Raw genomic sequence first — 19,298 nt, 5'->3', positions numbered from 1 at the left:
GTTTCTATTGGATACGGATAGCAGAAACTTTTCCATCCAAACCATTTTTACGTACATAAGTAACTTTCACATTACTATCTTCATAATTTTTCTCAAAAGTATCCAGGTAATAACCAGTTACAGTAGTTTTGAATTCAATTACAGTGTAATCATCGTTTGTTTTTCCATCAGGACTATCAAAAACAGTAACACTTCTTCCAGCAGTACCGGAAAGTTTTCCAGATCTAGCTCTGTCATTTATCGACGTAAATGAAGCAGTAGGATGAAGCAGAAAATTCTTCAGGTTAGCAGTACCACCAAGCGCTATTGAATAATAAGGATTATTTACAGTAGCTGGCTGAGTTGCCGCAATAGAGCCAAACACCCCGCATGGGTGAGAAACATCACCAAAATTGTTTTCATACAATTGGATTTCAGCAAATGCCTGTGCATTTGCAGCTTTACTAAATAGAGTACCACCAACAACAGCAACAGCAACGAATAATAATTTTTTAATTTTCATTTCTCTTTTTATTAGTAATTAAATAATGAATTATAAAACATATGTTTTAAGTAATTTAAAATTACATTAAATAATTAAAAACAACAATTAATTTTATTAAAAAATATTAATAAATAATAAAAACATATTTCAATCAGCTAAAAAGCATATTTATTAATATTAATTAACATTAAATTAATTTAAAACACCATATAAAAACAAATTAAATAAATACACCCCGTCAGAGAACAACAGGATAAATAACTGGGTAGGCAAAAAAAGCCGTTATTAAATAACATATAAATGTATATTAATAACCATAAGTTAACTTATGCCAATCTCATCAGGTGCAAAATACCATTTAAAACCACATATAAGATGCCAGTTAAAACCAATAGACAAATCAGGTATAATTTTAACTGTAATCTTATCAAACAGCCAGGCAAAAAAAATATCGCTGCTGTGATGAAGCTGATCATAATTTATGATACAGCCTCATCACAGCAGCGATATTTAACAAACTGACTACTTATATTATTGCGTGATAATCAGTGAAGATACTTTTCCATCCAGACCATTTTTACGATAATAAGTGACCTTTAAATTATCATCTTCATAATTGTTCTCAAATGAAGAAATATAAACACCATTAGCAGCCGTTTTAACCCGGATAACTGTGTAATCATCATTTGTTTTAGCATCAGGACTATCATAAACCGTAAATGTAATGGGACCATCTGAATAAATTTTAGCAGATCTTGCCCTGTCATTCAAAGAAGATGAATTGGTTACAAATTCATAAACCTTGTACTTCTTCAAATTAGCACGGTATCCGATTCCTGCATTGAAATAAGAATTTTTATCCTTTCTAACCGTTGGGCCACTACCAAAGGTCCCACTCGTATAAAGATCACTTGTAGTTTCATAATTTTCTTCAAAAAGAACGATACTGTAATTACCCTGAGCCTTAGCTGAACGGCTAAAAAGTGTCACACACAGCACTGCGGTAAAAATAAATAAGATTTTTTTCATTTGGTCTGATTTTAGTTTAAAATAATTTGAGTCCCTGAAGCCGAGCTTCAAAAACAACTTAAGATTACAAAATACAAACTTAAAATCAAATTAAAATATTTAAAAAGAAATTTTTATTTACATTAAAAACACAAAAATGAAAATAAATAACCTTTAACAATTACTTCTTAGCAAATTTATTCAGACTATAATGTAATGAAAAGATAAAATAACGCGTAACAATTACTGATTTCTCATCAATTGTTGAATTACCTGCGAAAGACCTCATCGCATTATTATTTTGATTCAGTAAATCAGAAATTTGCAAACCGATTGTACCTTTTTTATTCGAAAACAACTTTCGCTCTAAACTCAGGTTAATGATCAGGGGATTTCCGGCCAGCATATTTGTATAACCAGAATTGATTCTTTTCAAGGCATTGGCAATTGCTTTATACTGCCCAAAAGTCAGTGCTCCGGACAGGTTAAACTGGAACGTCCGGATATTCAGGTTTTGATCAGGCAGCATAGCGAATTGGTTGGAAGTATTGGTCAACATAGCAGCTGCCTGTACATTGAATTGCTGCGCATCTATATTGCCGCTTACGGATTGAGAAATTGTAAGGACTTTATTCCGGTTAATTTGCCCATCAGTGAGCGTCACTAAGTTATTGTAGGCTACTTGCCCATTCACAGCTATACGAACCGGTAAACCGGCTAATTTCAACGGAATAGTATAAGAATAGTATGGTGCAACTGAATAAGAGCCATTTAAATTAACATAGCTGGTCTGCTGTTTGATCAAACCAGAAGAATCTGTAAAAAGTGTTTTGTTTAAACTGATCATATTCCTTCTGATTGTATAATTTACGGATAACAGAAAAGACCGGCCATTTTTAGCTTGATTTCGAAAAACAAGCTCATTGGTATGATTAAATGAAGGTTTTAAAGCTGGATTACCTACTATTCTGTTCTGAATATCTGAATCATCCGTATTGAGCTGTAATTGCAATATAGAGGGAGACGTACCCTGCCCGGTATAGGTAAATTTAATAGAATTCCTGCTGTTAAATAAGTAGTTAAAACTGGCTGCCGGATAAACCTGGTTAACTTTAGTAAACCGGGTCTCCGCTATTTTCTCCTGTTGATTTTCCAACAGGTTCCGGTTTAAATTTACACCAGCCACAAAATCCATCTTCTCACCGGAAAAGTTATAACTCAAACTATAAATCTGAGTATTTGTCCTGACCAGACTATGATTGCTCAGGGAGTCTGAATTGGTTATCTTTTGATCAGCATCAATTTTTCCCGTTTTGAAATCTGAGCTAAGCTTTGACAATTCAGTTGAAAAATTGAACTGTAAACTGCTATGTTCACTTAAAGGTTCCCGAAAATCTAGACTAAACCCCTTTTTATTCTCTACTGAATTTTCATTAATCAATAAATTGATAACCGAATCTCTTCCCGTATCTCCGGGAAAAAGATAATCCCGCATCGTATTCAATGTTTGACTTCCTTGTTTGCCCTGATCTCTTTGAACCGATCCCTGGAAAGACAAAGACCTGCCTTCCTTTTTAAAACGATGATCAATAGAAAAATCAGCCTGATAAGAACTGGAATGATTTGCAACTCTGGCATTTGAACTCAAATCCTGATTAATTATCCCTGTTTGACTACTCACTCTATCCATATTTAGGTGCGAATCAGAAAAAGATAAAGATGGAGAAATCCTTATTTCTGTTTCTTCGGCAGGATTATAAATCAACGATGAATTAACCAGGTGCTGTTGTGTTTTATTTTCGGATTTAGCAGTACTGGAATTGAGAATCTCACCCGATGGGGCAATAGTTTTTATAAACGAACTGTTATTGGAATTATTACCTCTTTGATCAAACCTGTAATTTGAGGTAATTTTAACTTTATCACTGAATTTGTCATTATACACTGTATTAAAACTACTTGAATTGTCTACACCAAGTGCATTCTTTGCATAGTTTAAATTGGTGTTTAAAGAAATCTGCTTGTCATCCAGCCAATAGTTTCCGCTTGCATCCAGTCCTGCTTTTGAATTATTACCAGCACTCAACCCGGCAACTCCGAATTTACCGCTGTTTATACCGTTTTTGGTCACAATATTGATCATCTTCTGCGGACTCTTTGTCCTGATCCCTGTAAAAGCAGCATGGTCACCATAATCTTCGATTAGCTGAATTTTGGAAACTATTCCCACAGGAAGCCTGCGGATAAACTCCTTTACATCTCCGGTAAAGAAGTCCTTCCCATTCACTCTTAATTTATAAACTTCCTTATTTTCGTACCTTAAACTACCATCCTGCCCTATTTCCATATTGGGCAAACGTTTAAGCAATTCTTCGACCATTAAACTGGAATCCACGCCATAATATGCCGCATCATATTCAATAGTATCTTTTTTGATTACAACTGGCTGCCGCTTACGGACAATATTGACTTCCTTTAAATTCACGCCACTTGAATCTGTTTTAGCAACCTGGGCAGCTGACCTGAGCGTTGACAGCAGTAAAAAAAGCAGGAACATCAAAAAATACCATCTCAACATAAATCAAACAGGAACAGGTAACTAAAAGTCCAATATAGCAATACATAAATGAAATTCATTTAAACATCAGTTATATATTCATCAATTAAAATTACATTAAATGACCACAAAAGAAACTTATTCACAACAGCGCTTCAAAAAAAAACCTCCCGATAAAATATCAGAAGGTTTTTTGCAAGTCCGTCTTTTGAACGACCTTATATTAAGTATTTACCTTTTTATCAAAGTCTGAACCTAAAACTTTATCCCACAATGCTGAACTCACTCCATACCCTTTAGTTGAATCAGAATAATGATGCAGCATATGGTGCTGTTTCAACTTCTTCCAGAAAGGATTTTTAAAGTTAGCATGGTGCAAGGCATAATGCGCCATATCATAGACCAGGTATCCAACTAAGAAGCCTGTAAAGAAGGCGTATATAGTCCCCGCAGGAAGCAGGTATAAAAACAAGAAATAAAGTCCCAACGCCATAGGGATACTCGCTGTTGGAGGCATTACCAACCGTTTGGCGTCATTTGGATAATCATGATGAACACCATGAAAAATAAAATGTATTCTCTTCCCTATATTGGATTTGGGGTAAAAATGAAAAATATAACGGTGCAGAATATATTCAGCAATAGTCCAGATAAATAATCCCAGCGCCCCCCATCCAATAAAGCTGAAGAAATTCATATGTACGTCAGTAAAAGCAAGCCAGCACAGATAACCAATAACCGGAATATAAACAATCAGGGGTACGTAAAAATGAACTTTGGACAAGCTCTCTAAAAATCCACTTTTGAACATCCTGATAGAATCAGAAGAATTCGAAATAAAATTTTTCTTCATAGCAATATAATTAAGGGTATTATTTTAAATTTTGATTCGTTCAGTAATAACCGCATTATTGGAAGTATTTACACCTTTGATCTCGACGTACTTCACATTAGGTAACCAGAACGATCCACCTTCTATCCGCAAAAATATGCGTTCTATTTGGATTTTCTTATTATTCACTGTCACATAAACATGATATTTTTTATCTTCCTCAGATTTCACCAGGTACATTGGTAATTTCTTATGAGAAACAAAACGTAATTCATACTGATCTTTACCAATTGCTTTGGCACTTATACCATAAGCAAATTTGCGCTGAACGTAACCCAATTCTTTTTTCTCCCCATTTTCATCATAGCGGATCCAGTATACAAGAATTGGTTCATCTTTATTGACCTGTCCTTTGACATCAGCATTTAATTCACAGATAATCGTATTGGTGTTCGGGTCCCGCTGCAAGTAGAACAGCTGATTGCTAATTCCCCTGGGTACCGGAAACTTCAGCGGCGAGGGGTTACTTTGATCCTGAGTTTGTGAGAAAGCAGTGGCAAAGCTACCTAAAGCTATTGCTGCTGACAGAAAAAACAAACGGAACGATAATGTTCTCATGGTAAATATATTTGACTATTTCTTTTTCTAAAAATCGAATTTAACTCTCGCACGGATACCCCACTCTGATACGCCCGGATTATCCAGGTAATTAAATCTTCTCACCATATCCACACGTAGTAATTTAAAGATATTACCTACCCCTACACTTCCCTCAATATAAGGAGTGCTGCTTAATGCATTCGTTGTCGATACGCCCTGCTCATTTTTAGGGAACTGGAACAGTGATGGATTTGTGTTTGGATTGTTTTCATTCCTTAATCCGCCATACAATGCTTTGAATGAAACCAGCTCTCTGAATTTCAACTTTTTAAGCAACGGTATTTTATTAAAGAAGAAACCATTGAAATTATGATCGATCATGATACTTGCATAATGATCACTGACAAATTCAAGGAAGTTCATTAAATTGTATGACATCAATTGATAAGCATAGGTCTGGTTGGCCCTGTGGATAGTCAATAAAGGAAAAGGGACCTTTCCAAGAATGTACCCGCCCTCTACAGTCACATCCGTATAGCCAAATTGCGACAGATAGAATCTCTTATCAATACTGGCCATGAAATTGTGATAGTTGTACTGACCACCCAATACGCCTTTCAAGCCTGCGGTATAGCGCAGATTGAAAATAGGGTATTTATCAATAATTGGTGTCCTGTATACTTTTCCCTGGTAAAATTTCTCATAAGGCGCATAACGTAAATTTACAGTCAGCTCAGTCGTATTGATTTTATCAATAGGTGTAACCATATTGTCAGCATTAAAGCTATAAAAGCCTAATGATCCTGCTGGTTTTTGTGTCCATTTACGGAAACTCAAACCATAAGAAAAATGGTTTTCAAATTCCTTGGTATAATCAATCTTATAAATATCATTATAAGTCATCATATTATTTTCCCCGCGTTTGAACGAGAGCAGGAAGTTATCTTCCTGTACAAACTGAAGTTCCTGTCCGGGAATTTTGGTATCCCTCTGGAAACTTGCACGAACAAAGTTCTGCGGGAATGCATAAATTGACTTATTGTTTATAGAATAAGTACCACTCAGGAAATACTTCCACTTTTCATCTTTAAAACCATAGGCTCCATAAGTCTCAAAATAGATTCTTTTACTTAATGCAGGAGTGGTACGGCCACCCAGACGTAAACGGAAGCCCTCTACACTGTTGAAACTGTAAAAAGTATTGACTGGTCCCATTTCAAATGGCCCGAAATCTTTATAGCCGGCAAAGAACAAGGTTACAATATCCATCGTCCTTTTAAAGGATGGGATCGTTTGTAAAGTATCAATATTCTTATAGATTTTCAGATTGGCACCTACTAAAGTATCATTTTGTCTCTGACTATCCCAGAACTGTTCTGAACGTAATCCAGCCTGTGCATTAACCACTAAAGCTGCACCTCTGTAAACAGAGTCCGGTTGAGGGTTATTGATCTTGTAATTGTTAAACTTGACTGTACGTTGCCCTGTAAAACCTCCGCCCTTATTCTTATTGATACCAAAATCGATAATCAGATTTGTCTTAGACAAATGATATCTGCCATCCGGATTTTTATCAAAATCAAGCTTAGCCTCCAATGCTCTGACAAAGTTAAGGTTGATATTTTTATTCACGGTCAGGAATGCATCCTGAACAGCATAATTACCGTCCATTGTGATGTAGATCTTACCTTCAAACAAAAGATCCGAATTGTTCCTTGGAATAAAAGAAAGCTCAATCAGCTGAGGACTATGCGTTTTAATCGTATCAGTAATAAAAAACTTATAGAAAGTAGGTGCCGAGTCAGCGATCGGACTCAAAAACTGGTTACTCACTATAGAAATATTACTGTCATAAATATTAATGTCCGCATACATCCTTTCGAAATACTTACTCAGACCCTCGGTGTCAATGAATTTACTGTCATAATTCACATGCTTATCACCCGTAATAATCGTCTTTTTCTTATCCGGAGACTTCTGCAGGTAAACCTGTGACACCTTTTCTTCCATAAAAACAGGAAGTGTCAGCTTACCACCAATCTTTGTAGAATCCTGTTTTTCAAAAAGGAACTGGTAGTTTTTGAAAATACGTTTGTTCTGGAATTTTTCAGACAGATTACTTAGAGAAAACAGCATTTGCTCATATTGCTGATATTCTACGTGATCGTAGTTCTTATTCTGATTCTTAGCCTTATTTTCAATTACTTTTCTAATCAGCTCCACTGCTGGATTATTCTTATTTCTGTAAGCAGGCCTTTTGTTAGAACTGATCACAACCTCCGTCAATTTTTGAGATTCAGACTGCAGTTTTACATTAACCACTTGCGTTTCCCCTGGTTTAACAGTCACATAAGATGTCTTATAGCCTACATAACTAATCTGCAACTGCGTATGCGCTTCACTGGTTGAAATGGTATACTTACCATCCACATCCGTTTTAGTGATGATCCCTGTCCCCTTAAAGAGCACAGTAGCATAAGGAACAGGATCTTTATCTGTTGCATCAGACACAGTACCTGTGATCACAGTACGTGAAGCAGGCACAGTTTGCTGAGCTGCAGCTTTAAATGCAAAAAATGGCATTACCAAAGCACAGATCAGTATGATTTTTTTTAGGTGTGGTTTCATAATTATATAAGAACAAATTTCAAAAAAAATACCTGCGGACGGACTAATGCAGTAAAAAAGTCAATAATTAGAGCAAAAAAAAGATCCATTTTATATTCCACAAACACCTTCATATCAACAAATAACAATTTAAAACTAATATTATAAATATTTCTATTTAACTAACGCAGCCATTTATAGCCACTTATTATTCTTGTACCAATTTACTGTTTCTACTAATCCTTTTTCCAGATTATAAACAGGTTTAAACCCAAAATCTCTTTGGAGTCCTTCAATACTGCATGCCCAGTTGATGGCCGTCAGTTCATTCATTTTTTCTTTATTCAGTGTAGGCGCATCCTCAGAATTTTTATAAATCAGTTCCATAACTGCTGCCAGTCCGGCCACTGCCGGAACGGGAAGATGAAACTTCCATGTTTTTTTCTGCAATGCTTTCTTTACCCCTTCTGCGAGTGCGTATCTGTCATAGATACCACCATCAGACACATTATACTGTTTGTTTGTTACAGCAGAGAACAGCGCCTCTATAATAATTCTGGCAAGATCTTTCACGTAGATGAAACTGATCTGCTGTTTAAAACTACCGATATGCGGCTCCAGTCCTTTATTTATAGTTTGTAGTAAGATAAAAATATCTTTCTCCCTGGGCCCGTAAACTGCTGTCGGGCGTATAACCAGCAGTGGTAATCCCTTGATTTCTGCCAGGTATTGTTCGGCCAACAGTTTGCTTGCGCCATAATTAGTTACAGGATGAGCAGGAGAATTGTCTTCAATCAGGCCAGCCAGATCCTTTAAAGGCCCCAGCGCCGCAAGACTGCTCACAAAAATGAATTTCTCCAGGTTGATATCTGCAGCAATGGCTGCTAAAGCAAGATTTTGAGTATATACTGCATTGACAGTATTGTATTCTTCCTGAGTTTTAGCTTTGGTAATACCAGAAGCATGTATGATGTAACTGTATTGTTTTTCTGCTAACTCTTTTTGAAGTGAATCGATATCACTGAAATCAGGGTGCGTATATTGTATATTAAAATCCTGAAGATGTTTAATATGACTAGTTGGCCTTACTGCTGCGAAAACTTCTAAATCAGAAGCAATGGCTGCAGCAATCAAATGGTATCCAACGAAACCACTTGCCCCAGTTATCAATACACGCTTTTTCATATCGCTTTTTCAAATAACTGCAAATAAGAAGTAAGACCATTTTTAACAGACCGTTGCCTAAAACCAGGCTTGTAAAAGCTAAATATATGCTCCTGAACTACAAATAACTCAGGAACACAACTCAAATCCTTTTTGCCATTACGGGCAACGCTCTGTTTCATAGCTTAGATACTAACCTTAACCGGGGTTAGCTGAACCTCTTTAAAAGCAGCATAAAGTTTGTCTACCGCTTCCTCAATCTGAGCAAAGGTATGTGTAGCCATCAGAGAGAATCTGATCAGAGATGAATCTGAAGGTACAGCTGGTGAAACCACAGGATTAACAAATATCCCGTTCCTGTGCAGAATATTGGTAATCAGGAAAGTTTTATCATTATCCCTGATATAAACAGGTATGATTGGACTATCAGTATGACCGATATCAAATCCCGCATTTAAAAGTAGTTTTTTTGCATAGTTCGTGTTATCCCAAAGTTTATCAATACGTTCTGGTTCTGACTCTATAATATCCAATGCTGCAATTACACTCGCTACAGCCGAAGGAGTCATACTTGCACTAAACATCAATGAGCGTGCTCTGTGTTTAATGTATTCTATTGTTTCCTCTGTTCCTGCAATAAACCCGCCTAAGGAAGCAAATGATTTACTGAAAGTACCCATGATCAGATCTACATCATTAGTCAGATTAAAGTGAGAAGCAACTCCTGAACCGTTAAATCCGATAACACCTAAACTGTGCGCGTCATCCATCATGATATTTGCTCCAAATTCATCGGCAAGCTGTACAATTTCCGGAAGTTTAACAATATCTCCCTCCATACTAAAAATACCATCTGCAACGATCAGTTTTGCTGAATCTTCCGGTAATCTGCTTAATTTCTTACGCAGGTCTTCCATATCGTTGTGTGCATATTTGATGGTACGTGAAAATGAAAGACGGCTACCATCAATGATAGAAGCGTGATCATATTCATCAAGGATCAGGTAATCGTTTCTTTCCAGTAAGCACGAAATCACCCCAAGGTTAACCTGGAACCCTGTACTGAACAATACCGCAGCCTCTTTACCTACATAAGCTGCAAGTCTTCTTTCTAATTCTAAATGGATATCCAGTGTTCCGTTCAAAAATCTTGATCCGGCACAACCAGTTCCGTATTTATCAACAGCAAGTTTTGCAGCTTCTTTAATCTTCGGATGATTAGTTAAACCCAGATAAGAATTTGATCCAAACATCAAAACTTTTTTTCCTTCAATGATGACCTCAGTGTCTTGTGCCGACTCTATCGATCTGAAATAAGGATATAATCCTTTTTCCTTAATTGCATTTGCATCTTTAAATGCTGCAATCCTATCGCCCAATTTTTTACGCATGCCTGAATTGTATAATGTTTACTTCAGATAGATTCATAATTTATTTTATTCATACACAGCCTAATACAAAAAATACCGCAATGAAACATGATCTAATATATTAAAAATATGTTAATTTTAAGATACACAAAAGTAAATTATTCTTAGACCATAACCGTATTTTAGTCTATAATATTATTGTCAAATAAATAATTACACCTTTTATCTCTTATTTTATTGTTTTAATCTTCCTTATATTTCCCGTTAAAACAAGAAATACCCTTCAGATTAATTATTCTCAGTCTTCTTTTTTAAAGCATCCTTACCTATCCCTGTAATTAGCATATCGATCATTTCATCAAAATATTCATGTGTCCGCTGCTCAGAAAGTTCTATGGATAAAGGGAAATGCAGTCCACGAAAAACGGTGACCATGACGAAAGAAATCTTATTCATTCTTTCCAGTGTCATTTCTTTAAATTCGCCAGACTGGCTTCCTCCAAGGAGGATTTCCGTAATCATATCAATCTGAATCTGTTCATACCTGGATTTGATACAAATCAGCATTCTCATGCTATCAACAACATCATCAAACAATACCTCTCTAAAGCTATGAAAACCTATTATAGAGGTGATTTGTGCTTGTAAATAAGCTTTTAGTTTTTCTTTGGCCGTTAATGAAACGTTGACAGCTTCGCGGATCCGCTTCACTACATTTTTCATTTCATCTTCAACAACGGCCTCGAAGATCTCAATTTTGCTTGGAAAATAATAATAGAGCGTACTCTTTCCTTTACCAGCAGCAGTTGCTATCTCTTCCATGGTTGTTTTTTTCAACCCATGTTTACCGAATAGTTTCTTTGCTCCTGATAATATCTCCTCTATTACAATCTCATCCTTTTCCATTCAAAACTGCTAATAAATAATTAGACCGAAATTCAATTATGGTCCAAAAGTATTGTAAATATTTCATTCCACAATCTTTCCCTGTCAAATCCGACATTGAAATGATAATGGTATTAAATTAAAAATAAAAAAAGCTGTAAGATTGTCCTCTTATTTAGACTGTCCCGGTTTAGCACGAAGATCTTCTTTATCATAAAGATCAATTAACTTACTCTGCAAACGGATTACACTTGTTTCAAGTTCCATCACTTTTTGCTTTAAGCGTTCATTTTCTTCCCCTACCTCGCTTTTATCATCCTCTCCTGTATTCAATAGTTGTCTGATATCCAAGCCATGTACTTTTGCAATCTGATGAATCCTGCTGAAGTTTGGATCAGTAATGCCTGTTTCCAATTTTGAATAAGCAGGAATAGATACTTTTAATAACTCGGCCATAGTTTTTTGGTTAAGGCCTCTTTTTTGACGGAGAATTTTGAATTTCTGTCCCAGTGTTTTCATTGTATATTATTTAAATCGTGAGTTTGTTTTGAAATAAAATTAGAAATTATTTAACATAATATTTACATCATTAAGTTATTTTTTAAGCTAAAACATTATAGTTTATTACAACTAATGATAAATAAATACATTCTTCAGAAAAAAGACGATGATTTTCGCTAATTTCTTAAAAGAACTGACTGACAAGCAAAACATATTGCTTTAATAAGTAGAAAAGTCAGACAGGCAAATGTACTGTGCGCAACACGTCAAACATCAGGCCATAAAATGAATAATCCTGAAAATTATCAAAATGACAGTTGAAATTTGATACCACTATTCGTTAAATTTAAATCCTCTGAAGAAAGTCTGCCTACAGGGATTTTAATAAATGGTTCGATGCGGACTTTGTATTTATTGAAGATATTTTGCTGACGTCCAACAGAAAAATTAAAATAGCCAATATAACTGTTGCCCCTTAAATGCCTTTCTACAGTTGGCTCCTCGACATGCTCAACTGATACCGCCTTAAAAGTTGAAGGGCCACCAGTCTGAAAATCATAGCCATTCAAATCTACCTGAGCAGTCTGCTCAAAAGTATTATTTCTTTTTTCGCTAAGCACGCTGAAAAAAGAAATACCTGCACTCGTATAAAAACTCTTATTCAGTTTATAAACCAGCGCAATTGGAATATCTATAGCTTTCAGATTAGCGTCAACACCGACCAGCTTTTTCTCAGCAAAAGTACTGATGCCCGCTCCACTGTTCCCTTGTGCCGGAACCTCTCCCGCAGCCTGCATCTGGAGATATGAAATTCCCGAGCTTAGCGAGAACTTATCAGAAAGGCGGTAAGCCGTAGTCACCCCACCCCCGATATTCATCCGGTCACTGGTCGCAGTTGGCATCACCTGTAATCCAAAATCCCAATCTGATCCTTTTTGTTCTTTAACTTTCAAGGCTTTGCCCGCATGCTTTGATTCAGCCAGCAGAAATTCGGCCGTCGTTAATTTTTCATGCGGAGCAAGGCTCGCTGTATCTTTAGCGCCTGCCTGCGGAAAGGCTTGAATCCTTTCTTTAGCATACGCATATTCCTGTGCCGTTTTTTTCTGTTGCAGACTTAATTCCTGCTGCAGCTGCAAGGACTGTATTTTTCCGGAAGAAACCGTATCCGGAACCTGTTGCCGCCTGATTTCAGAAACAACATCTTCTGCACTTGCCTGAGCCATACCAGAACGATTACCATTATTCAAAGCCACGCTTTCTGCAGATTGAGCAACCACAACGGATTGACCTGCGTTAACCAGGCCTTCTTCTGCAGGCGTTGCCGCTTTACTGCCAGCACCAGCAGCCAATGGTCCCTGTACCTTCGGGGCAACCTGCTTGATAACAGCTATCCGGGGAGTCTTTTCCTGACGGAATAATTGATTAAATGCAAAAGGCAATACAGATGCCATTAATATAAATACTGCTGCAATTCTGATCCAGTTCGCAGCAAACGGGTACTTCTTCTTCTTTTTTACCTTTGAAAATGACTCCCATTCTCCCGGCACATAGGTTTCCTGATAATCTTCGAAAAGATCAGCAATCTCCTTTATCAGTTCTTTCTTAGGATATTCCATCAGTAATTTCAATGCTTTTTTTATAGAGTTCCCTTAACTTTTGCTTTGCCCGGGTAAGATAAGTCCGGCTCGAGCTGACCGGGATTGTTAACAATGAAGCTATTTCGTCATGGCTGAAGCCTTCAATCTCATAAAGATTGAAAACAGTACGGTGTAAATCAGGGATCCCATGCAGGAGCTTCAGAATATCTTCAGCAAAAAGCTTCTCTTCTACTTCCACATAACCCACAGTCCCCTCTTCATATTCATCTACATAGCTCAGCACAGATTTGCTGGCCCTGATCCTATCCAATGCAGTACGAACCGTTATTTTGGCCAGCCAGGCCTTAAAAGTTTTTTGAAAATCTATTAGATTGTGGTCATGCCTGAAGTCATACATGGTTTTAAATGCCTTCATAAAACTATCGTTTACCACCTCCTTAGCAGCGTTTCTATCCTTAAAATAACGTGTCGATATACCCATCAGATAACCCCAGTAGTGGACATAAATACGTTCTTGTATACGCTCATCACGCGCACCAAGACCCGCAATGATCTCCTGGAACATTGTATTTTTATTATCCACGCTTCGCTAAACCTAATAAGTCATTATATCTATTATACCCTGCCTGAACGCAGATTGTAACCATCTCCATTAATTTAACAGAACCGGATTAAAAGCATAAACGCAGCTCACCGGCATAACGCTACAGCAACATTCAATAAATTTACAAATATGGGCTTTTTCTTCCATTTTCAATATTTCTCCAGAAACGTTGTAGCGTTTTCTAATCTGGCTACGTTTTACCTCCAAAAACACTCAATAAATCTTATTAAAACATTTAAGACATGAAATTTAATCTTACTTCATTTTCGAAAAACATCAAGAGAACTTTAGTCCTTACCGCAATTACTGGTGCTGTTCTTTCTTTCAATGCTTGTAAAAAAGATAGCCCTATTCAGCAGGACCGTTCAGCATTATCGATTACAAATGCTTCACCGCTCAATGATTCTATCGATTTTATTCTGAACAACAGAAAAGTAAGTTCAGTTTCTTTACCTTATGGAAAGACCTATAACTATTTTACGCTGATTTCAGGAAAACAGTTGGGGGCTTTAGCGAAAGCAGGTTCGGTAGAAACTTTTTACCGTTCGAACTTTGACCTGGTAACCAACCAGTATCACTCGCTTTACATCACCAGTCAGACGATTAACAAAGCTGATAGCTCTGCTTTCCTTGTGATTAAAGATGACTTCACTGCACCTGCTGCAGGTCAGGGTAAAATACGTTTTATCAACCTTTCTTCAAACTCGCCAGCTTATGACCTGGTTATTGATGGAGATACGACTTCGTTCAAAAACAGGGCTTTCAAGGAGTACACAGTGTTTAAAAACCTTAAACCAGCTAAATACAAAGTATCACTGGTTAACCCAACTACCAAAGCAGTTGCTGCTACGCTTGCAGATGTGGAAATTACAGCCGGAAACTTTTATACGATCTATGCTAAAGGCTTACTGGGAGCAACAGTTCCAGCGAAACAATTAAGCATCACTTCAAGCCTTCACAGGTTTTAAGTACACCAGTATTCAACAGGAATATAAACCATCTGAGCTTTTTAGCCAGGTGGTTTTTTTTTACCGGCTTCCCTGACGTAAAATAAATGCACCCAGCATCAATGCCACCGCGACACCAGATATACCTGGAAACAGAATAAAAAGATAAAGTATAGCACTGATCCCTGCAACAGCAAGAATAAACAGCAACCCTTTTAAAGGGGTTTCCATTTTAAAAGCAGCTATAAATGTAAATAAGTAAAACGTGGCAGCGAGTATCGGTAAGAACATTTACAAATATGCCAACCTAATGTTAAGTTAATGTTAAGCATTCTTCATAATTTCATTTCGATGACAATAAAGCTCCTATAGAAGCTAAACCAATAAATAAGGCCGTTCCTGATAGGTTTTCCACAAAAACTCTGCAAACAAACTATTTGCCCTGGCATAGGGAGAGCCAGTAAATTGTTTCGGGTTATCCGGATCAAAAGACTCATGTAAAACACCTGTATCTCCATGACATTTCTGCAGCATTTTCAAACAAAGCTTAATTTCTTCGTCATCCGTGCTGGTCAATCCTCTGGAAATAATACTCATTGGCCAGATCATATGTTTGGTAATACGCGGGCTTCCTATTCCTTCGGCCAAACTTCCTTTATAAAAAAATGGATTATCCACAGAATGGACCATTTTCCTTGTATTCAGATATACCGGATCTGTCATAGAGATAGCACCCAAATATGGTAAAGCAAGCAAACTGGGTACATTGGCATCATCCATGAGGTTATAACTTCCCATTCCGTTCACTTCATAAGCATAGACTTTACCATAGGTGGCATGCTCTATAATTGCATATTTTTGCAAGGCCAATCTCACTTCCAATGCAAGCGCTTCCATCTCTTTAGCCAATGACTCATCGGCTTTAATTACCCTGAATAGTTCAGCAGCCTGACGCAAACTCACTACTGCAAAGAAATTTGAAGGAACCAGGAAAGAAAAAACGGTCGCATCTTCACTTGGTCTGAAAGCAGAACAAATCAATCCGACTGGTTTTACCGGATAACCAAATCCTTCCATCGGCAAACTATCAGTTGCCCACAAAGTGGTACGCTGGAAATGATAAGGCCCGGAATTGTCCTTACGCTGCTGCTCTTTAAAAGTCTTCAGAATAGTTTTTATTGCATCTTGCCATTTGGCATCAAAAAAACTGGTGTCTTTAGTCTGCTGCCAATATCTGTAAGACAAGCGGATAGGATAACACAGCGAATCGAGTTCCCATTTGCGCTCATGTACACCAGGGAGCATCGTAGTCAGGTCATCTTTCATAGAACCCACTTTTAGCGGGTCATTATAAAAAGAGCTGGCATAAGGATCTTTAAGAACATAAGACATCTGCCTGTTAATGACCCCGCCCACCAGGTTCCTCAAGCCTTTATCGCGCTTTAAAAACGGCAAATAAGTCCACATATGAACACTACTGTCTCTCAGCCACATGGCATCTACATCTCCGGTATTTAAAAACGTATCCGGCTTTCCGCCCACTTCGCTATAAGTAACCAGATTATCCAGTGCATTTGGAAAACAATTATTGAATAACCAGCCAAGCTCTTTATTTTTCACTTTATCTGTAAATTCTGTAATCGCATTTTCAACTGCTCTGCTGGTAAAACGACGTAGCTCTATTGATTTTCTTACAATTGGAAACCCGGGGTCAGCGGCAAATGATAACATTTTTCCCGACACCAGGGCAGCAGTTAAAAGTCCCGCCTTCTGCACAAATGATCTTCTTTTCATTAATTATCTATCAGATTAACTCCGCGTCTGTAAAATTCAGGCGCTTCCAGGTTAAAGCATCAAACAAGCTGCCAATATTATATATTTTTTTTAGATATCGGAGCCTCTTTGTATTTATATTATGAGCAGGCACGCTATAATGTCTAGTATTTTAATAGTTATTTTATCTCAATAAAAACTATATTAGCCTCATGAACAGCTTCTATAAGAGTTATAAAGGAATAATCTGGCTGATAGCTGGTATCATTGCCGGTAGTTTGGCCGGCTTAATATTTGGCGAACGTGTTAAAGTATTAAAGCCTATTGGAGAAATATTCCTTAATCTTTTATTTACTGCTGTAATCCCGCTGGTATTTTTCTCTATTTCATCGGCTATTGGTGGCCTGAAAGAAACTAACAAACTCAGTAAAATGATGGCAGTGATGGTTTTGGTATTTCTATCGACCATTCTGGTTTCCGCTTCTTTAACTATCATGGCAGTCCGGATTTTCCCTGTTCATGAGCACATGACCAATACTCCGCTCGCAGAAACTATAGTTAAAAAACCTTTTGGTGATCAGATTACGCAACTATTGACCACCAGCGAGTTCTTTGAATTGCTATCCAGGAAAAGTATGCTGGCCATGATTATATTCTCTGTACTGACCGGTTTTGCGACTTTACGTTCTGGCTCCTATGGAACGGCTTTTTCCAATTTCCTGACTGCGGGAAATGAAGTTTTCAAAAATGTATTTATTATTATCATGAAACTGGCTCCCTTAGGACTTGGAGCTTATTTCGCCTACCAGGTCGGTGTTTTTGGCCCCCAGTTATTTGGGACTTATGCCAGGTCCCTCGGACTCTACTACGGGACCGGGGCTTTTTATTTTGTGGTTATTTTCACCCTTTACGCCTTCGTGGCCGGAGGGATGAAAGGCATTAAAAAGTACTGGAACAATAACATTATCCCATCAGCCACTGCGATAGGGACTTGCAGCAGTATTGCTAATATACCTGCTAATTTAGACGCTGCACAAAAAATAGGTATCCCCTCCTACATAGCCAATGTGACGATCCCACTCGGAGCAACCCTGCACAAAGACGGATCAAGTATTTCTTCCATTATTAAAATGGCTGTTGTATTCGCCATGTTTGGCAAAGGCTTTGACAATATAGAAACGATAACCATAGCTTTAGGAATGACCGTGCTGGTCAGTATCGTTGAGGGAGGTATTCCGAACGGAGGTTATGTAGGCGAATTATTATTCATTTCCGCTTACGGATTCCCCCCTGAAGCATTACCACCGGCGATGATCATCGGAACGTTAGTAGATCCGATGGCCACCTTATTAAATTCTACCGGCGACACCGTAGCAGCTATGTTAGTTACGCGTTTTACGGAGGGAAAAAATTGGCTGACTATAAAGGCATAAAGCCATTTTCAATGTTGTCATCATGTAAACCAATTACAGAATAGTGTCTTGGCAGATACCAGGTAACGGTTTGCATCATATTTCTATAGTGAGTTTCTGTCTCAAAACGATCAGGTGTAATATTAAAAGCTAAATCTTGCTTGAGTTCATCGCCTACTGTACGGGCCATTAACAAAACTTTAGGGCCTTCGATACCATTCAGTTCAAAGAAATCTTTCAGAAGCTTTCTTGTTTCGGTTGGAAGAATAGTTTCCGCAGGCTGTCCGACCATAATTTCTTCCCCCTCAGCGACTACTTCTTCTGTATTGCTACTCATACTGAACTGGCTGTCTTCAGCTGTAAAGAAACTGCCATTCAGGTGATAATTTAAAAGATCTCCATAAGAAAGTACCCAGTCAGGCTGTCCTTCTCCAGGATTAATTACAACTCCATATCCTCTTTCCAGCAGGAAATCACTAATCATTCTTTCAATATAAAATGATTGATATTCTTCACCAGGCTCAGGAACAAATAATTGAAAATAAGGGAACCCATCAGGTCCGGCTATAATTTGTGGTGTTCCGCAACGTAAGCTGGCCAGCGGCAGATCAGCTAAAAACCGGCCTACCCATTCCTCATCTCTATGCTCCATTGGCACCGCCAAAAGTACAGACAGCATCTGTGTTTTTTCTAAATCTCCAAGATACTCCTGAGGTACCTGTTGTTTTCCTGCACCGGCAACTGACTCACTCTTAACCGTTTTCCCAGTTTCCGTTTCCTTTGCTGTTTCAGTCTTTTTGAAAATATCGAATAATCCCATGTAATATAAAATTGCTAACCCGTCCGGTGTATCCTTTAAGCGCAACCCAAATTTAGCAAAATATCGATAAATAGGGTGCTAATTGTACATATTGTGTCAATATCTGAGTTTTTACTTTTTTAAAAGGAACTAAAAA

General features: G+C 37.5%; 17 protein-coding genes. 2 read left to right on the top strand and 15 right to left on the bottom strand.

All coding sequences use genetic code 11. The annotated features are described in order from the left end of the window. Positions 1 to 4: 4 nt before the first annotated feature. The 12 genes from AY601_RS04030 to AY601_RS03970 form a co-directional block, all read right to left on the bottom strand. Positions 5 to 502 (bottom strand): hypothetical protein, encoded by a 498-nt coding sequence (locus tag AY601_RS04030; protein ID WP_068396795.1) that lies wholly within the window; start codon positions 500 to 502, stop codon positions 5 to 7. Positions 503 to 1,015: 513 nt separating this feature from the next. Next, complete coding sequence (locus AY601_RS04020) at positions 1,016 to 1,513, bottom strand: hypothetical protein (RefSeq protein ID WP_068396788.1); 498 nt, start codon at positions 1,511 to 1,513, stop codon at positions 1,016 to 1,018. Positions 1,514 to 1,673: 160 nt separating this feature from the next. Further along, positions 1,674 to 4,049: an outer membrane beta-barrel protein gene (locus tag AY601_RS04015; RefSeq protein ID WP_068396785.1), complete on the bottom strand. Its 2,376-nt coding sequence runs from the start codon at positions 4,047 to 4,049 to the stop codon at positions 1,674 to 1,676. Between the two features lie 223 nt (positions 4,050 to 4,272). Next, complete coding sequence (locus tag AY601_RS04010) at positions 4,273 to 4,902, bottom strand: sterol desaturase family protein (RefSeq protein WP_068396782.1); 630 nt, start codon at positions 4,900 to 4,902, stop codon at positions 4,273 to 4,275. 24 nt (positions 4,903 to 4,926) lie between these two features. Continuing rightward, positions 4,927 to 5,499: a DUF4833 domain-containing protein gene (locus AY601_RS04005; RefSeq protein ID WP_068396779.1), complete on the bottom strand. Its 573-nt coding sequence runs from the start codon at positions 5,497 to 5,499 to the stop codon at positions 4,927 to 4,929. Between the two features lie 27 nt (positions 5,500 to 5,526). Beyond that, positions 5,527 to 8,109, bottom strand: a complete 2,583-nt coding sequence (locus AY601_RS04000; RefSeq protein ID WP_068396775.1) for a DUF5686 and carboxypeptidase-like regulatory domain-containing protein — start codon at positions 8,107 to 8,109, stop codon at positions 5,527 to 5,529. Positions 8,110 to 8,283: 174 nt separating this feature from the next. Beyond that, positions 8,284 to 9,273 carry an NAD-dependent epimerase/dehydratase family protein gene (locus AY601_RS03995; protein WP_068396772.1) on the bottom strand — a complete coding sequence of 330 codons (990 nt, stop codon included), beginning with the start codon at positions 9,271 to 9,273 and terminating at the stop codon, positions 8,284 to 8,286. A 164-nt stretch (positions 9,274 to 9,437) separates the two neighbouring features. Next, complete coding sequence (gene spt / locus AY601_RS03990) at positions 9,438 to 10,643, bottom strand: serine palmitoyltransferase (RefSeq protein ID WP_068396768.1); 1,206 nt, start codon at positions 10,641 to 10,643, stop codon at positions 9,438 to 9,440. Positions 10,644 to 10,910: 267 nt separating this feature from the next. Next, positions 10,911 to 11,528 (bottom strand): TetR/AcrR family transcriptional regulator, encoded by a 618-nt coding sequence (locus AY601_RS03985; RefSeq protein ID WP_068396765.1) that lies wholly within the window; start codon positions 11,526 to 11,528, stop codon positions 10,911 to 10,913. Between the two features lie 150 nt (positions 11,529 to 11,678). Next, positions 11,679 to 12,026 carry a helix-turn-helix domain-containing protein gene (locus AY601_RS03980; protein ID WP_068396761.1) on the bottom strand — a complete coding sequence of 116 codons (348 nt, stop codon included), beginning with the start codon at positions 12,024 to 12,026 and terminating at the stop codon, positions 11,679 to 11,681. 287 nt (positions 12,027 to 12,313) lie between these two features. Further along, positions 12,314 to 13,624 (bottom strand): hypothetical protein, encoded by a 1,311-nt coding sequence (locus AY601_RS03975; RefSeq protein ID WP_068396759.1) that lies wholly within the window; start codon positions 13,622 to 13,624, stop codon positions 12,314 to 12,316. Beyond that, positions 13,611 to 14,171, bottom strand: a complete 561-nt coding sequence (locus tag AY601_RS03970) for an RNA polymerase sigma factor (protein WP_068396757.1) — start codon at positions 14,169 to 14,171, stop codon at positions 13,611 to 13,613. The genes AY601_RS03975 and AY601_RS03970 overlap by 14 nt, the downstream gene beginning before the upstream one ends. A 281-nt stretch (positions 14,172 to 14,452) precedes the next feature. Between AY601_RS03970 and AY601_RS03965 the strand changes: the two genes are divergently transcribed. Beyond that, complete coding sequence (locus AY601_RS03965) at positions 14,453 to 15,178, top strand: DUF4397 domain-containing protein (RefSeq protein ID WP_068396754.1); 726 nt, start codon at positions 14,453 to 14,455, stop codon at positions 15,176 to 15,178. A 60-nt stretch (positions 15,179 to 15,238) separates the two neighbouring features. On the opposite strand, the gene AY601_RS03960 is transcribed toward AY601_RS03965, so the two are convergent. Together AY601_RS03960 and AY601_RS03955 are read right to left on the bottom strand one after the other, a co-directional pair. After that, on the bottom strand, positions 15,239 to 15,388 hold the full coding sequence (locus AY601_RS03960; protein ID WP_157287685.1) for a hypothetical protein: 150 nt from the start codon (positions 15,386 to 15,388) through the stop codon (positions 15,239 to 15,241). Between the two features lie 144 nt (positions 15,389 to 15,532). Continuing rightward, on the bottom strand, positions 15,533 to 16,951 hold the full coding sequence (locus AY601_RS03955; protein WP_068396748.1) for a glycoside hydrolase family 125 protein: 1,419 nt from the start codon (positions 16,949 to 16,951) through the stop codon (positions 15,533 to 15,535). Positions 16,952 to 17,142: 191 nt separating this feature from the next. Here AY601_RS03955 and AY601_RS03950 point away from each other — a divergent pair, with 191 nt between their 5' ends. Beyond that, complete coding sequence (locus AY601_RS03950) at positions 17,143 to 18,363, top strand: dicarboxylate/amino acid:cation symporter (RefSeq protein WP_068396746.1); 1,221 nt, start codon at positions 17,143 to 17,145, stop codon at positions 18,361 to 18,363. Here the strand turns inward: AY601_RS03950 and AY601_RS03945 are convergent. Further along, positions 18,350 to 19,162: a hypothetical protein gene (locus AY601_RS03945; RefSeq protein WP_068396743.1), complete on the bottom strand. Its 813-nt coding sequence runs from the start codon at positions 19,160 to 19,162 to the stop codon at positions 18,350 to 18,352. The two genes, AY601_RS03950 and AY601_RS03945, sit on opposite strands and share 14 nt — an antisense overlap. Between the last annotated feature and the right edge of the window lie 136 nt (positions 19,163 to 19,298).

The sequence above is a fragment of the Pedobacter cryoconitis genome (assembly GCF_001590605.1).
Lineage (GTDB): Bacteria > Bacteroidota > Bacteroidia > Sphingobacteriales > Sphingobacteriaceae > Pedobacter > Pedobacter cryoconitis_A.
Note: the sequence above shows the minus strand (reverse complement) of the source record. Positions and strands in the feature narration are given on the sequence as shown.

Excerpts from the sequence above, each read along its gene's own strand:
- AY601_RS03955 (WP_068396748.1), bottom strand. The coding sequence starts at position 16,951 with ATGAAAAGAAGATCATTTGTGCAGAAGGCGGGACTTTTAACTGCTGCC.
- AY601_RS04020 (WP_068396788.1), bottom strand. The coding sequence starts at position 1,513 with ATGAAAAAAATCTTATTTATTTTTACCGCAGTGCTGTGTGTGACACTT.
- spt (WP_068396768.1), bottom strand. The coding sequence starts at position 10,643 with ATGCGTAAAAAATTGGGCGATAGGATTGCAGCATTTAAAGATGCAAAT.
- AY601_RS03995 (WP_068396772.1), bottom strand. The coding sequence starts at position 9,273 with ATGAAAAAGCGTGTATTGATAACTGGGGCAAGTGGTTTCGTTGGATAC.
- AY601_RS03945 (WP_068396743.1), bottom strand. The coding sequence starts at position 19,162 with ATGGGATTATTCGATATTTTCAAAAAGACTGAAACAGCAAAGGAAACG.
- AY601_RS03950 (WP_068396746.1), top strand. The coding sequence starts at position 17,143 with ATGAACAGCTTCTATAAGAGTTATAAAGGAATAATCTGGCTGATAGCT.
- AY601_RS03985 (WP_068396765.1), bottom strand. The coding sequence starts at position 11,528 with ATGGAAAAGGATGAGATTGTAATAGAGGAGATATTATCAGGAGCAAAG.
- AY601_RS03975 (WP_068396759.1), bottom strand. The coding sequence starts at position 13,624 with ATGGAATATCCTAAGAAAGAACTGATAAAGGAGATTGCTGATCTTTTC.
- AY601_RS04005 (WP_068396779.1), bottom strand. The coding sequence starts at position 5,499 with ATGAGAACATTATCGTTCCGTTTGTTTTTTCTGTCAGCAGCAATAGCT.
- AY601_RS04010 (WP_068396782.1), bottom strand. The coding sequence starts at position 4,902 with ATGAAGAAAAATTTTATTTCGAATTCTTCTGATTCTATCAGGATGTTC.
- AY601_RS03960 (WP_157287685.1), bottom strand. The coding sequence starts at position 15,388 with ATGGAAACCCCTTTAAAAGGGTTGCTGTTTATTCTTGCTGTTGCAGGG.
- AY601_RS03980 (WP_068396761.1), bottom strand. The coding sequence starts at position 12,026 with ATGAAAACACTGGGACAGAAATTCAAAATTCTCCGTCAAAAAAGAGGC.
- AY601_RS04030 (WP_068396795.1), bottom strand. The coding sequence starts at position 502 with ATGAAAATTAAAAAATTATTATTCGTTGCTGTTGCTGTTGTTGGTGGT.
- AY601_RS03965 (WP_068396754.1), top strand. The coding sequence starts at position 14,453 with ATGAAATTTAATCTTACTTCATTTTCGAAAAACATCAAGAGAACTTTA.
- AY601_RS04015 (WP_068396785.1), bottom strand. The coding sequence starts at position 4,049 with ATGTTCCTGCTTTTTTTACTGCTGTCAACGCTCAGGTCAGCTGCCCAG.
- AY601_RS04000 (WP_068396775.1), bottom strand. The coding sequence starts at position 8,109 with ATGAAACCACACCTAAAAAAAATCATACTGATCTGTGCTTTGGTAATG.
- AY601_RS03970 (WP_068396757.1), bottom strand. The coding sequence starts at position 14,171 with ATGTTCCAGGAGATCATTGCGGGTCTTGGTGCGCGTGATGAGCGTATA.